General features: G+C 39.9%; 19 protein-coding genes. 6 read left to right on the forward strand and 13 right to left on the reverse strand.

Annotated features, from left to right (window positions below; genetic code table 11):
• Window positions 1–5: 5 nt before the first annotated feature.
• Window positions 6–1,685, reverse strand: coding sequence for a hypothetical protein (locus KUV80_RS07735; RefSeq protein ID WP_246625047.1), 1,680 nt, complete (start codon window positions 1,683–1,685; stop codon window positions 6–8).
• A 158-nt stretch (window positions 1,686–1,843) separates the two neighbouring features.
• Between KUV80_RS07735 and KUV80_RS07740 the strand changes: the two genes are divergently transcribed.
• The gene (locus tag KUV80_RS07740; protein WP_222462068.1) at window positions 1,844–2,368 is read left to right on the forward strand and encodes an HAD-IIIA family hydrolase; all 525 of its coding nucleotides are present in this window, start codon (window positions 1,844–1,846) and stop codon (window positions 2,366–2,368) included.
• A 41-nt stretch (window positions 2,369–2,409) separates the two neighbouring features.
• Here KUV80_RS07740 and KUV80_RS07745 read toward each other — a convergent pair whose 3' ends face one another.
• From KUV80_RS07745 to KUV80_RS07755, 3 genes are all read right to left on the reverse strand, one after another.
• Entirely contained in the window at window positions 2,410–3,300 is an 891-nt protein-coding gene (locus tag KUV80_RS07745; protein ID WP_222462288.1) for a YitT family protein, read from the reverse strand.
• A 169-nt stretch (window positions 3,301–3,469) separates the two neighbouring features.
• Entirely contained in the window at window positions 3,470–4,246 is a 777-nt protein-coding gene (locus KUV80_RS07750; RefSeq protein ID WP_222462069.1) for a Nif3-like dinuclear metal center hexameric protein, read from the reverse strand.
• Window positions 4,247–4,340: 94 nt separating this feature from the next.
• Entirely contained in the window at window positions 4,341–4,583 is a 243-nt protein-coding gene (locus KUV80_RS07755; protein ID WP_077362128.1) for a hypothetical protein, read from the reverse strand.
• A 163-nt stretch (window positions 4,584–4,746) separates the two neighbouring features.
• On the opposite strand from KUV80_RS07755, the gene KUV80_RS07760 reads away from it, so the two are divergent.
• Both KUV80_RS07760 and KUV80_RS07765 read left to right on the forward strand, forming a co-directional pair.
• Entirely contained in the window at window positions 4,747–4,899 is a 153-nt protein-coding gene (locus KUV80_RS07760; RefSeq protein ID WP_222462070.1) for a hypothetical protein, read from the forward strand.
• Window positions 4,900–4,913: 14 nt separating this feature from the next.
• Window positions 4,914–5,267 (forward strand): DUF2512 family protein, encoded by a 354-nt coding sequence (locus KUV80_RS07765; RefSeq protein WP_222462071.1) that lies wholly within the window; start codon window positions 4,914–4,916, stop codon window positions 5,265–5,267.
• Between the two features lie 94 nt (window positions 5,268–5,361).
• On the opposite strand, the gene KUV80_RS07770 is transcribed toward KUV80_RS07765, so the two are convergent.
• The gene (locus KUV80_RS07770; protein WP_222462072.1) at window positions 5,362–5,913 is read right to left on the reverse strand and encodes a class I SAM-dependent methyltransferase; all 552 of its coding nucleotides are present in this window, start codon (window positions 5,911–5,913) and stop codon (window positions 5,362–5,364) included.
• Between the two features lie 263 nt (window positions 5,914–6,176).
• Here KUV80_RS07770 and KUV80_RS07775 point away from each other — a divergent pair, with 263 nt between their 5' ends.
• A complete protein-coding gene (locus tag KUV80_RS07775) occupies window positions 6,177–7,583 on the forward strand; it encodes an alanine/glycine:cation symporter family protein (protein ID WP_222462073.1) in 1,407 nt (468 codons plus the stop codon).
• Window positions 7,584–7,899: 316 nt separating this feature from the next.
• Here the strand turns inward: KUV80_RS07775 and KUV80_RS18725 are convergent, their stop codons facing one another.
• From KUV80_RS18725 to KUV80_RS07805, 6 genes are all read right to left on the reverse strand, one after another.
• Window positions 7,900–8,064: a Fur-regulated basic protein FbpA gene (locus KUV80_RS18725; protein WP_222462074.1), complete on the reverse strand. Its 165-nt coding sequence runs from the start codon at window positions 8,062–8,064 to the stop codon at window positions 7,900–7,902.
• Window positions 8,065–8,358: 294 nt separating this feature from the next.
• Window positions 8,359–8,814 carry a GNAT family N-acetyltransferase gene (locus KUV80_RS07785; RefSeq protein ID WP_222462075.1) on the reverse strand — a complete coding sequence of 152 codons (456 nt, stop codon included), beginning with the start codon at window positions 8,812–8,814 and terminating at the stop codon, window positions 8,359–8,361.
• A 171-nt stretch (window positions 8,815–8,985) separates the two neighbouring features.
• The gene (locus KUV80_RS07790) at window positions 8,986–9,783 is read right to left on the reverse strand and encodes a mechanosensitive ion channel family protein (RefSeq protein WP_425308488.1); all 798 of its coding nucleotides are present in this window, start codon (window positions 9,781–9,783) and stop codon (window positions 8,986–8,988) included.
• 121 nt (window positions 9,784–9,904) lie between these two features.
• Window positions 9,905–10,891: a biotin synthase BioB gene (gene bioB / locus KUV80_RS07795; RefSeq protein WP_222462077.1), complete on the reverse strand. Its 987-nt coding sequence runs from the start codon at window positions 10,889–10,891 to the stop codon at window positions 9,905–9,907.
• Window positions 10,892–10,908: 17 nt separating this feature from the next.
• Complete coding sequence (locus KUV80_RS07800; protein ID WP_222462078.1) at window positions 10,909–11,511, reverse strand: biotin transporter BioY; 603 nt, start codon at window positions 11,509–11,511, stop codon at window positions 10,909–10,911.
• Window positions 11,512–11,672: 161 nt separating this feature from the next.
• Window positions 11,673–12,008: a LapA family protein gene (locus KUV80_RS07805; RefSeq protein ID WP_222462079.1), complete on the reverse strand. Its 336-nt coding sequence runs from the start codon at window positions 12,006–12,008 to the stop codon at window positions 11,673–11,675.
• Between the two features lie 129 nt (window positions 12,009–12,137).
• Between KUV80_RS07805 and KUV80_RS07810 the strand changes: the two genes are divergently transcribed.
• Entirely contained in the window at window positions 12,138–12,797 is a 660-nt protein-coding gene (locus KUV80_RS07810) for a haloacid dehalogenase type II (RefSeq protein ID WP_222462080.1), read from the forward strand.
• Window positions 12,798–12,831: 34 nt separating this feature from the next.
• On the opposite strand, the gene KUV80_RS07815 is transcribed toward KUV80_RS07810, so the two are convergent.
• On the reverse strand, window positions 12,832–13,434 hold the full coding sequence (locus KUV80_RS07815; RefSeq protein WP_222462081.1) for a hypothetical protein: 603 nt from the start codon (window positions 13,432–13,434) through the stop codon (window positions 12,832–12,834).
• 16 nt (window positions 13,435–13,450) lie between these two features.
• Window positions 13,451–13,573: a hypothetical protein gene (locus KUV80_RS18730; protein WP_276516606.1), complete on the reverse strand. Its 123-nt coding sequence runs from the start codon at window positions 13,571–13,573 to the stop codon at window positions 13,451–13,453.
• A 92-nt stretch (window positions 13,574–13,665) separates the two neighbouring features.
• On the opposite strand from KUV80_RS18730, the gene KUV80_RS07820 reads away from it, so the two are divergent.
• Window positions 13,666–13,935, forward strand: coding sequence for a hypothetical protein (locus KUV80_RS07820; protein ID WP_222462082.1), 270 nt, complete (start codon window positions 13,666–13,668; stop codon window positions 13,933–13,935).
• The last annotated feature ends 106 nt before the right edge of the window (window positions 13,936–14,041 follow it).

Here is a 14,041-nt window from a genome sequence, read left to right on the forward strand (position 1 = left end):
TTAATTTATTCCAATCCTTCAATCTTGATCTCTTTAACGGGCAGGAAAGATTCTCCAGTATTTAAATAGGTCACATCCACTTTATCTCCTTCTTTTAGATAAATAGAAAGTGGACTGATTTCAGAAGAGACCATATAGCTTTGCCGATTGTCTAACAAAAACGTCACGGTCGTATAGTCTCCAGATTTTTCTTTGTATACGCGAAGAATCGTTCCCTTGATTTGTTGTTCTTCCGCGTCCGAGCTTCCGTCTACTGAACCGCCTCCTCGCTGCAAGGCGGTTTTATATTGTTTTAAAGCAGCGTTCGGCGTATTCGCAAAAGCTGAGATCTCCGGGTTTGCCGCTGACACGATAAAATAGTTCTGCAAAAAGCCGTTTGAATCGAGCACAGGCGTCAGCCAGCTCGCTTCCCCATAGAAATTATAAAGAACCGGCATCTCCCCATCCCATCTCTTTTCAATGAACTTTTTCTGAATAATCTGTAAGGCTCCTTGAGAGTCCATGTACGATTCTTCCAGATTACCTGTATAAAAGGTCGCCTCACCCGTTCTTGCGTTTGTTAACGAGTAACCAAGCATCGAGTCGACTCCCTCTTTTGGACTTGTAAAGTCAGTAAAATAGTACATATCGCCATTTTCATCGAAAATCGGACTTACATTTGCTTCCGTACCTTCATCAGATGGCAGCTTTACATCTTTTTTCCCGAATTTGCTGTTCCAAAAGCCATGAACATAGTTTCCGTAATAACTGTTTTGCAGGCTCACCGTCTCAGGCGATACGGCACCGTCAATGAATGAAGGAACGTCTTTTAAATCATAATCCTTTGTTTGCCCACTCTTCGGATCAACTACCACGATACCTTGCACCTTGAACCCGTTTCGTGCAGAAATAAATTCTCCATAAGAACGAATGTAGAACGGCTTACCTTCATCATCGATTTCTAATTGTGGCTCACCATAGAAGATATATTCCGGAAACTGTGAACGCATGTGCCGTTCCATGTTTTTATTAAAAAAGGAAGAAGGCGTATAAGCCATTTCAGATTTTGTAAACTTTGGATTAGCCGAAGAATCCGTTGCGCTTAACGTGAAGTATCCTGGTGTCACTTCCCCGTTCCACCATTTAAAGAAACCTGAAAATTCAACTGGTGCAATATACACGTACTCACCGTTGATTTTTTGAATCTGAAGGTTTCCAAGCTCATAATAGCTCGTGTTTGGGACTTGCCCAAACGACTTCCGCATCTTGTTTCGGGCAAATTTCGGAGGTACACTCGCCGGTGTTTCTTTTTCATCGAACGTTTCGATCTCTGTTTTTTCTTTCATTTTAGAAGTTTCGTATTTTTCTTCTGCATTAAATAGTCCGGCAGTTAACAAAAAAACCGTAATCACGAGACTTGCTGTGAATAGAAACGATTTGATCAAACGCTCTTTACCTGTCGCGAAAAAGGCACCGATTGCTGTTATGACAATTGCTAGCAGCCAAAGAGAAGATAGATTGCGGTCAAGATTCGTAACATAATAGAAAACAAAAACAAGTGGTACTGTGATCAAAATGGTTCCGAAAATGGCCCCAGCATAATAGGTTTTCGTTTCTTTTTTAGATGGCACAATTCTGCTTGAGATCGGTACAATCACAAGTGCAGAGACCAGCCCAACAATAATTGAAAATAACAAGATGTTCATAATATGTCCCCTTTTAAGTTGCAGTACTTTTTCCCTATTGTTTAGTACGGATGAATAAGGAGAAAGTTCCATAAAATTATGCTGTTAAAATCTGTACTGCAGATCTCAAATATTTACCGTATAATGGAAATAGGTTGATATCAGGGAGCTGAAGAAATATGAATCATCACATCCAGGCCGTTTTCTTAGACAGAAATGGAACGATTGGCGGCTCCGATGAAATAGAATATCCTGGAGAGTTCGAGCTATTTTCATTTACTGCTGAACTTATACACGCGTTAAAAATGCAAGGCATTCTTGTCTTCTCTTTCACCAACCAGCCTGGGGTCAGCAGAGGTGAAGCGAGAGAAGAAGATTTTGTCGAGGAACTAAAAGCTTTTGGCTTTAACGATGTTTATTTGTGTCCCCATCACCATAAAGAGGGCTGTTCTTGCCGCAAACCAGCTACAGGAATGCTTCATAAAGCAGCAAAAGATTATGATTTAGACCTGTCAAAATGTGCTGTTTTTGGAGACCGTTGGACAGATATCCTTGCTGCAAAGTCTGCGGGCTGTACAGGAACATTAGTTTTAACAGGCTCAGGAAAAACCTCTTGGTATCAGAACCATAGACATTCTCCTGTACAACCAGACTATTTTGCTGATAACTTAAAAGGTGGAATTGAATGGCTCTTAAAAAAGTAAAAACGCCCACAAAAAGGCGTATTTTTCATTTTTTTTTAATTTTAGTGAATCCCTCTCTTTTTAAACCTTCCGCCCTTTACTTCTGCAATATCCGCAATGGCAAGAAACGCGCCTGAATCGAATTCATCCACAATATCTTTTAGTTTTGCTTCTTCTAAACGAGTGATGACGCAGAACACGACCCCTTTTTCGTCTCCTGTATACGCGCCTTCTCCTTTCAAATAGGTAACACCACGACCTAGTCTGTGAAGGATCGCCTCACCAATTTCTTTATGATTTTCACTAATGATCCAAGCTGATTTAGACTCTTCAAGACCTGTAATCGTCAGATCAATGGTTTTATAGGCGATAAAATAGGCAATCAAGGAGTACATCGCTCTGTCCCATGTAAAAACAAATCCAGCTGTTCCAAGAATAAAGATGTTAAAGAACATAATTATTTCGCCTACTGAAAAAGGCAGTTTATTGTAAGTTAAAATGGCTAAAATTTCGGTTCCATCTAAAGAACCCCCGCTCCTAATAACCATACCAATCCCGACACCGATAAAAATGCCGCCAAAAACAGTGGCAAGAAGCAGGTCATCTGTAAATGCAGGTACAGGATGCAAAAGTGTAGTAGCAGTAGAAAGAATAATAATTCCGTACAAAGTCGAGATGGCAAACGTCTTGCCTATCTGCTTGTAGCCGATGAAAATAAAGGGCAAGTTGAGAATAAATAGGAACAGCCCTAACTTTAAACCTGTTACATGGGAAAGCATGATCGAGATACCAGCTATCCCACCATCAATAACATGATTAGGAACGAGAAAAATCTCCAGTCCTACCGCCATTAAGATGGCACCGATCGTAATTAATATCCCGCGAAGAATCAATTTTCCTTTTGTTAACTTCCGGTGTTCTCTTACAATAGATTGAACGGTTTCTTCCGTCATCATATCTTTTGAATTATCATTGGTGTGTGTAATTTCCACTATACAATTCCCCCCATTCTTCTAATCTATTATATCGAATGATGAGTGCCATTACCTCTATTGAAACTTTAAAAACAAAAAACAAGGATAAACAGTATGTACTATTTATCCCTAGACGTTACGAATACCTTCATTTATTTACAGGATATGCTAAAGGCACGGTTTCAATGTGATCCTCATTGATCTGTACAATCTCCAAAGCCGTGTATTTTTCTTGTATGTTTTCCGCTAAGTTTCGAACTCCAAAAATTTCAGTGTAGGTATGACTGCCAACATATAGGTTCACACCTGCGAATTTGGCGTACTGTACAGAATACAAAGTTCGTTCACCCGTAATAAACGCATCACAGCCGTTTTCCTTGGCGTACTGAATGTGAGCACTATTGTTGCCAGCTCCTGTTAGGATCGCGACCTTCTTAACAGGTCGCTCATGGTTTTGCCAAGCTTTAACCGGTTCTCTTAGTACATGCTCAAGACGGTTCTTCAGCTCTGTAAAGGATAGAGCTGATTCAAAAACTCCGATACCTGGATATTCTTTATCATTTTCATACGTTGAATAACGGGTAATTTCGTCAATTTGAATTTGTTCGAAAAGAGCCGTACATGTACCAAACTGGACAAAATCAAGTGGAGAATGAGTAAAGTAATGTGAGATCTCATGTTTCTCTAATTCTGCCACACACACCTCTCTCATACCAAAAAGAAAATCCCATGCGTCGTGATGAGTGATAAGCAGATCAGCTCCTGCTTCAGCTGCTTTCTCTACAGTTTCAGGTGTCAAATTCGTCGCATAAGCGATTCGTCTTATGGCTTTTTCAACTCGGTATGTAAAACCAAACTCTCCCTCATCTTTAAGATAGTTGCTAAATAACAGCTCCATCAACTTTTCAAACTCACTAGTTTTCATGATGAATTCCCCCATTTCTTAATTCTTCTATTATGCCACTAGTTTCCATATTACACCATAAAAAAAGGGCAGATGGATTGATCCCACCTGCCACTCACTCGTATTTAATCTCTTCTTGAAGAGAACTTTCAAGATGCTTCATTAAGTCATAATAATCATCAGGTTTCTGAAACTGTTCAACTGACCAGTGCTGCTTGATCCATTCCGCTACCTCACTCGCACTGTTAAATACCTCACCCGTTGTATCGCTGTCCCGAACCGTAAAGACCATGTTCTCATAATCCACCGTTACATCGCATGGAAACTTGCCGTCTTTTTTGTACAGCGAATATTCCACCTCTCCCGCCTCCTTATAAAAACTTTCTTACTGAAGTAATACCCACTCTTCGGTCTTTTTATGACATTTCTATCGAGAACTTTTCAAAAAAGGTATAAAACCCGTGCTCAACGTTCATTCTGATAGAGATTTCTGTTATTGGAAACATAAGGAGGTATGGTTGATGAAAAACGAAAACGATAAACAAAACCTGAACGTAGAAGTAAGTAACGCAAAGAAATATAGAGGCGACTCTGTTGATGCACACAAGGATGTGGAAGACGCCAATCAATACTTGAACGAAGGCGAAATCAGCCAGCAAAACAACAATTTATAAAGGAGGAACTTTTCTTGCAAAGCTTAATGATTAAGTTGATTGGAATTCCCGTAGTGCTTATTCTAGCGAACTTTCTGTTTGATAGTGTAGATTTTAAACTTGTCCATCCGATCATCTGGATGAGCGTGATCCTAGCTCCAATTGGAGTACTCATGGAATACATCATGATTTCAAGAATCTCCTATGGTAAACAGTTGATGTTTGATTTCGCTACGTCATTTGTGCTCGTTTTTTTGTTAGGGCTCTTATTACCAGCTGTTGAGATTACGTTGTGGGGTGCCTTTTTAACGGCCCTTATCCTTACGATTATGGAAGCGATGCTTCATAAACATCTCATCTCTGATCACTTGGATCACTCGTATCGATAAACAACGTGAAAAAGCCGGCTCCTTACCACGGGTAGAGTGCCGTTCTTTTATGTAAGTATAGGAAGTCTATTTTTACTTTAGACTTCTATTCTTTTTATTTTATGCACGTATAAACAAATGCCGGTGGAAAATTTCGTGGTTCAAAGGAAATCTCCACTTCTGTAAACGTGGCCTGAAATGTCTTTTTCATTTGTGTGGAATACTGAAACGCAACCAATACTCCCCCTGGTCTAAGCGAACGATATATTTCTGTTACAAGTTGTGCCTGAAGACTTTTATCAAAATTGGCAAACGGAAGTCCTGAAAGAACAACATCAAGTGCTCCCTCTTCCTTACCGATACTCTTCAAAATCTCACACGCATCTTCATGATAGTCTGCACTCGGACCATATTTCTTTTGCAGCCGTTTTCTCATCTCAAGATCTTTTTCAAAAACATGAAGCTTTGTACCAGGTTCCATACATCTCATGATCTCATTGGTTATAACTCCAGTTCCCGCACCTAGTTCTGCTGCTAGCTCTATATTTTGCCAAGCTAGTGATGCGGTCATTTTCCTTGCCAAGGCAGCTGAGCTTGGAAAAAGGCTTCCCACTTGCAAAGGGGATTGAATAAATTTTTGAATGAACAAAGCTGTTCCGCCTTCCATTCTCTCTACCTCACTTTCATAATTCCGATTAATTCAATCGGTTTTATTTATATTATTCAAAAAGCCTTTTAAGGTGAAAAAGACTAAGCCTATTTTTGAATAGAATGAGTTTATTTTCTAACAAAAAAGGGAAATAAGAGTGAGTTGATGAGCATATAAGAACGAAATTGGTAAAAATTTTAATTGAAAAATATGTGAGCTTTTGTTACATTGGTAAGCAGTGTACAGCTGAGATAGACATAAGATTAAATGAGGTGTATTACATGGAGTGGATTAACAGTTTCATAGGTACAGTTAACAATTACTTGTGGACGTATATTCTGATTGTCATGCTTATTGGCTTAGGACTTTACTTTACGGTCAGAACAAAATTTGTTCAGTTCCGCATGCTGGGAGAAATGATTCGACTCTTAGGTGAAGGAGCGACTGCCGACAAAAAAGGCGTTTCATCGTTTCAAGCATTTTGTATTAGTACTGCATCCCGTGTTGGTACAGGGAACTTAGCAGGTGTTGCACTTGCGATCACTGCAGGAGGTCCTGGCGCTGTTTTCTGGATGTGGCTGATCGCATTGATCGGATCCGCTTCAGCATTTGTGGAAAGTACGCTTGCACAGATTTATAAGGTTCGTGACGGGGTTGCCTTCCGCGGAGGCCCTGCTTATTATATGGAAAAGGCTTTGAATGCGCGATGGATGGGAGTCATATTTGCCGTATTGATTTCCATTACGTTTGGTCTTGCATTTAACTCTGTTCAATCAAACACAATTGCAAGTGCATTCGGCCAGTCCTTCAACATTGAACCGGTATACATCAGCATCTTCCTCGCTGTCGTAACAGGCGTTATCATTTTTGGCGGTATTAAGCGTATTGCAAAAGTGTCTGAGATCATCGTGCCGATCATGGCTGGACTTTACATTTTAATCGCTTTGTTTGTTATGGTTACAAACATCACAGAGCTGCCAGCAATTGTAAGCATGATTGTCAAAGGTGCGTTCGGTATGGAAGAGATAGCTGGCGGAGCTTTAGGAGCCGCAATGATGAACGGAATTAAGCGTGGATTGTTCTCTAACGAGGCCGGTATGGGTAGTGCACCTAACGCAGCTGCTACAGCTGATGTGAGTCACCCTGTTAAGCAAGGTTTGATTCAGTCTTTAGGTGTTTTTGTAGATACGTTATTGATTTGTTCTTCTACCGCATTTATCGTATTGCTTTCAGGAATGCATACGTCAAAAGAAGCAGATGGCATCGTTTTAACACAGCAAGCCTTAACAAATCTGCTTGGCTCATGGGGCGGACCGTTCTTGGCCATCATCGTTCTCATGTTCGCCTTCAGTTCTGTTGTTGGTAACTACTATTATGGTGAGTCTAATATAGAATTCATCAGCAAAAATAAGATATGGTTGATGCTTTACCGTATTGCCGTGGTAGGCATGGTTGCTTTCGGTGCCATTGCATCGCTAGACTTTGTATGGAGCTTAGCAGACATGTTCATGGGTCTGATGGCGATCATCAATTTAATCGCAATCTCCTTACTTGGAAAAATTGCGTTTGATGCCCTTGGTGATTACATGAAACAGAAAAAAGAAGGTAAAGACCCTGTGTTCCGCCCGTCCAGTATTGGACTAAAGAACACGGAAGTCTGGGAAGAAGATACTGCAGGAAATAAATAAGATACAGAGAAAGCAGACTTCCGGTGTGGGAGTCTGCTTTTTTGCGCGTATTATATAAATGTCTCGCTTTCAAATCCTATTTACCGCTCGTAAATCTCAACTTCCGCTCGTAAATCTTAAGTAACGCTCGTAAATCTCAACTACCGCTCGTAAATCTCAACCAACGCTCGTAAATTTCAACCAACGCTCGTAAATTTCAACCAACGCTCGTAAATTTCAACCAACGCTCGTAATTCGTACTTGCGTCAAAAAAAAACTGGTTCATACAGGTACTTTCATACCCATTGAACCAGTCTCAACTTCATTAAAGACGTTTTTAAGTTGCTTCTTCATGTGCGGGTGGAGATAGAATATCCTGAAATTGTTGTTCAAGATCCTGTAAAGAAAGTTCGTACAGATGACGTCCATCTTTTGTTTTATATATGTTATGTAGCAATAGATCAGCAATTAAGTTTTCCCGTTTTTGATGGTCCGCTGACACGTCAATCCCTCCTGAAAATCTCTTCAACTACTTCATACCCGCAAATGAAGGAGAAAAAACTTTACAACAATAATTTATGTTGCATGTAAATATATGGTGAAGTCTTTTTGATGTTTTGTTTATCTGTCAACATTACCCGCTTTTGGATAAAATGTAAATTGTTACTAGTTGTACATTGTCTTTAACTATTTCCATATAAAGGTGTCCTACCCATTATCAAATATACTCGCTCAACTCAAAAAAAAAAGAGGACAAATCCTTTCGTCCCCTTCTCCCTATTATTGGACAACATCATTATCCTTTAATATCTTTTATAACTGCCATTTCCTTACCAAACCGATTACCATAGTCGATAAATCCTAAGCTGGCATATAATTGATGTGCGCCTACGTTACTTGGATGATACCCTACAACGATTCTATTGGCATTGGCGAGTTTAGCCATCTCTGCAAGCATTAACTTTGTTGCCACTTTCCCAATGCCTTTACCTTGATATTCTTGATCGACCATAATTCGGTACACCCAATAACCATCAAGTTCTTCCTGCACAGTATTGTACATCAAAAAGCCGACTACTTTTTCTTCATAATAGATAGCCCATGGCTTCAGGGTTGGCTCATATTTGGATTGAGCAATCGATATGGCATTAGGCTCCAGATATTTCTTTTGATCTTCTGACACCTCTAATTTACAACAGTCATACCAATTTTCTGCGTTTACCTCTACTAGCTTTACATGTTCAGAAATCATGTTTTTTCCCCTCTCTGTGTTGAGGAGCGTGTAATCATTTCGTTAATTAGACGTTCTCCCCTTATCGTGTTCTTCGAATAAATGTATATCATTTGTCATAATGAACGCCTCCTTTTCAAAAAAAAGCCTACTATTTCCAGGCTTTTTCAAGTATATCATATCCTTTTACCATTAAGCTCCTTTATCCACGTTCACTTGGTGAGGATATGGAATTTCAATACCATTCGTATCGAGTGCTTCTTTTAAACCTTTACGAAGCTCTCGCTCAACAGCCCACTGCTCGCCATTTTTTGTTTTTGAGATGATTCGGATCACGACATCTGAAGAACCAAGCGTTTGTACCCCAAGCACATTAGGACCTTCGATGATGTTTTCATTGTTCTCTTTCACCTTGTCACAAGCGGCTTGAAGAACTTTTACTGCCTTATCAATGTTTTCCTCATAAGCGATTCCAATATCCACTAACGCTCGCATATTGCCTCTTGAATGATTGGCAAGTGTACTAATTTCGCGGTTCGGCATATAAAAAAGAGTTCCGTCAAATGAGCGAATGTGAGTTGTTCTGAGACCCACTTCCTCGACGATTCCGTCTACTCCACCGATTGTTACATAATCTCCTACTTCCATCTGTTTTTCCAAAAGGATAAAGAAACCTGTAACCACGTCACTCACAAGCCCCTGTGCACCGAAACCAACTGCAAGACCAATGATACCTGCTCCAGCAATAAGCGTTCCAATTTCCAGACCAAACTGTTTAAACAAAATGCCTGCAAAAATAAAAATTAACAAATAGGAAAACAAGTTCACCACAAGCTTTTGCAAGGTTATAATCCGTCCGCTCGACATTTTGCGGTTCGTTGCTGCCCGGTCAAACATTCGATTGATTAATCGTTTGCCGATCGATCGAATAATTAGGAAAAGCACGATAATTAATAAAAACTTCGCCGCCCAAATTCCTGCATCGAGCATCAATTTAGCCCAATTTACGTTCTCTATCCATTTATCCAAAAAAAACCACTCCCACATGTTCAATAGAATAAATTCTATTGTAACAAGGCAGAGAGAGGCTTTTCAAACGATATCTATTGAACTACATGGCTGTAACGGGGGTGCGGTCGATTTCAAATCCCATATCTTCCAGCATTTTATGATCAGCCGTCGATTCCTGGCCCGCTGTTGTTAAATAGTCGCCAACAAAGATAGAGTTCGCTGCGTAAAGACCTAACGGCTGAAGACTTCTTAAATTCACTTCACGACCTCCAGAAATGCGGATCTCTTTCGTGGGATTGATAAATCGGAACAGCGCAAGCACCTTTAAACAATAGCGCGGATCCAGTTCATTGGTGCCTTCAAGAGGTGTGCCGTCGATCGCATGCAAAAAGTTTACCGGGATTGAATCGGCGTCGAGAACCTTAAGGCTTCTTGCCATATCAATTACATCTTGCATCGTTTCTTTCATCCCGACAATAACACCAGAGCATGGCGAGATGCCGCTCTCTTTTACTACGTTTACCGTATTTACTCGGTCATCATACGTATGTGAAGTCGTAATGTTTTCGTGATTTCTGGCAGAAGTGTTTAAGTTATGGTTATACCGATCCACACCCGCCTCTTTTAAGCGCTGTGCTTGCTCAGGCTTTAAGATCCCTAGACATGCACATACTTTTAGTCCATATGTATCTTTAATTTCTTTAACTGCTTCAACTACTTTGTCTACATCTCGGTTTGTTGGTCCGCGACCGCTTGCGACGATGCAATACGTACCAACGTTTAGGTTATATGCCGTTTCTGCACCCTTTACCATCTCGTCTTTTCCCATCATCTTGTACGTTTCGATCGGAGCAGTGGAAATGATGGACTGCGAGCAATACCCGCAGTTCTCTGGGCAAGCCCCTGACTTCGTGTTAATGATCATGTTCAGTTTTACGAGATTGCCATAATAGTGCTTTCGAATTTGATAGGCACCATGCAGAAGTAACAGCAAGTCTTCATCAGGACACTCTAGGATGGAGAGTGCCTCTTCGTCCGTGATCTCTTGACCTTCTAACACGTTTTCCGCTAATTCGTTCCAAATCATTGAGTGTCCTCCCCTATTTATGCGTGTTTTGTCTGGTGTGACATTGTCTTTTTACGTGCGATATTAATGCGTGGTGCAAGTATCCCGGCACATACTGCTAGAAAAATATCTTTAGGAAGCGGAACCATCATCCAGCCCCACGCCATTCCGTATGTGAAGCCTTCAGGTGCAGCAGCCCACATCTTGTACGCCATAAACATTAGGTTTGTACCTACTACATAATTAATGATCATCCCTATAAGCGTAGCCACAACATAGGATGCTTTACCGCCGTTCTTTTCTATAATCAAACCGGTAATATATGCTGCTAGAATGAAAGATAACAAGAAACCGAATGTTGGGCTGATTACCGTAGCAAACCCACCACTGAATTTAGCAAACACAGGTGCACCGATCAAACCTACGAGAACATAAACACTCATTGCGATTGCGCCTAGTCTGCTCCCTAAAAGAGCTCCAGCCAAGACACAGAAAAACGTCTGAAGCGTGATCGGAACTCCTCCAACCATCATGAACGGAAAGATAGTCGTAATATTGGCACCGATCGCCATTAGAGCAACAAACATCCCAATCAACGTTATATCGATTGTTTTTAACCCGCTTCTTCTTGCAGTTGTCATTTGAACAAACCTCCATATGTAAGACTGTTTACGTTTTAAGAATAGCGAAGGTTTACATTTACGTCAACTTACTTTTTATTTTAGTTAACAAATAAATCGAAGCTGATAAAAAGAAAACCCTGATAGAACCACTCCAGGCTCTTTCAGGGCTTATAAAAACTTTATTTATCTTCTGCTTTTTCGTGAGGAATTTCTTGAGTGGGTGCGACTGTTTCTGAAACAGTCTCTTCCTTTTCCTCAACTTTCCACGATTCTTTTTCTCTTTGAATCTGATGCAGTTTTTTTACTTGTCTTTGCAGTTGTATGACTTTTATTAGACCGAATAAACCAACTGAAAGACCTCCAATCACTGCAGAACCAAGTATAACAAGCACAAGCGGCCAAGTTGCCGTACCAAAAAGGTAGTTGATCTCAACATCTCCAACATTAATGACGGCAAAAGTTGCAATCAAAAGAGCAAATATAAAGCCAAAGATTAAGTACAATTGCATTTTCATAGTTATCACCTCATTATTATCTATTCCCGTAAACGCCGGGAATTTCTCCTGGATAAGCTAAAAAATTTTTTAATTGATTTGAGTTTGATATATTTCGGGTATGCTCTATAAATAAGGTGGTGCACTGAGATGACAATAAAAGCTTATGTTTATGATGCATACGGAACTCTTTTTGACGTGCATTCCGTTGCAGAGAAAGCAGAATCTCTTTATAAGGGAAAAGGAAAAGAAATAAGCGAACAATGGCGTAAAAAACAACTTGAATACTTTATGCTCCATCAGCTAACAGGAAATTACAAGCCCTTTTCTGAAGTCACTAAAAATGCCCTTCTTTATACTTTAAAAAATTTATCCCTTTCGTGCAACGAAGACGACTTACACGATTTAATGAATGCCTACTTAGAATTAAACGTGTATGAAGAGGTGCGAGAAACATTACAGACATTAAAAAACAAAAGCAAAAAACAAACGATCTACTCCAACGGGACGTATGAGATGCTTAAGCCCCTTGTTGAAAAAAGAGAACTGGATCACTTACTGGATGTTTTATCCGTTGATGATGTCAAGCAATACAAGCCTTCACCAATTGCGTATAAATACGCTCTTGAAACACTAGGTGTTGATCGCAACGAAGTCTTGTTCATGAGCTCAAACTTCTGGGATATTACAGGGGCAGCTTCATTCGGGTTCCGTACCGCTTGGATTAACCGCGCGGGATTAGAAGTAGATGAACTTGGAATAAAACCAGATTACATCTTTCATGATCTCAGTGAAATAGTAACCGTATAGAAGGGGATTGCTGATGAGCAATCCTTTTTCTTTTTTATGTTCTATTCTTTACTGCATTTAAGATGAACATTTGAAAAAACCGATGAAGTATGGACTTTTCTCGAGCCATTTCTTCTTCTTGTTCAAGGGTAGTTGGTATTCGTTCCCCCTCAATATTATTTATTAATGAATCTGCTTTGAGTTCAGTAAAATGGTGATCAGGTATGACCCATTCCCCATTTTGATTCACCACTCTTACCCAGACATTTTTTTGACAAGCTGAACAAGATTTCATTTCATAATAATGGAATTTATAGATATAGTCCTTATTATTTCGTTTGTATTGGATAAGATCGTACGCTTCAAATTCGTACACCACTTCTTTCTCGCCTCTTGTTTTGGCATATTCTTCAATGAACGGTGTCTTTTCCTGATCAGACAAGAGGATGTATTTCATTGAATCGTTCGATTGCAGTTCAGCTTGTGCCCATTGACTAGCAATACTTTGCTGTGTCCATTCATCCTGTTCTCCAATACCAAGAACGAGCAAAACGATTGAACTGATTATTAATCCTGCAAACACAAGGAGCAATAAGAAACTAAGACTCTTTTTCTCTTCTTGAAGTTCAAGTTTAAATCTGACGTTATCAATGCTCATTTTGTTCTCCGTTCTGCTATTCTAGCCCTACACTTACGACCGGTCTCCACGTATGTGGCTCATGACACTTCATGGCAGGAGTTAAATAGATTTCTCTATGACTTTTCCAGTGAAAGTAAGTCATCGCCTTCGTTTTCAAAGGATTACTCCCATATCAACTAATTGGAAAATTATGATAATATTAGACTACCATAAAATAACTGGATTATGGTTACGTAAAAGGAGTTTTTTATGAAGAAAAGGATACTTTATGGAATCGGTGTTTCTGTTCTTTCTTTTTTTACGATTTTTTTACTAATGAACGTGTATATGAAGAGTGCGATTCCGATTGAACATGAAGTGTGGATTAAAGAAAAAGGCTTGCCTATGGCCTCCTATTTCCCGAAAAAAAAGACATTTGAAGTCCCTCAATACCCAGAAGCAATCGAATCTTTTCAATTAGCCAACGTACACTTTAATGGGTACAAAAAAAGACGATTACACAGTACAGATATCGATTAAAAGAAAGCTGTCATCATAGGGACTTAGAGGCAGTTCTCCTTACTGATGGCGGGGAAATTCTTGATAGCTACATTGCGGTGTCGGAAACAGATCCAGGTGTGACGGA

Origin of the sequence: Fictibacillus nanhaiensis (genome assembly GCF_019801215.1) — a bacterium.
In the GTDB taxonomy this organism is placed as follows: domain Bacteria; phylum Bacillota; class Bacilli; order Bacillales; family Fictibacillaceae; genus Fictibacillus; species Fictibacillus nanhaiensis_C.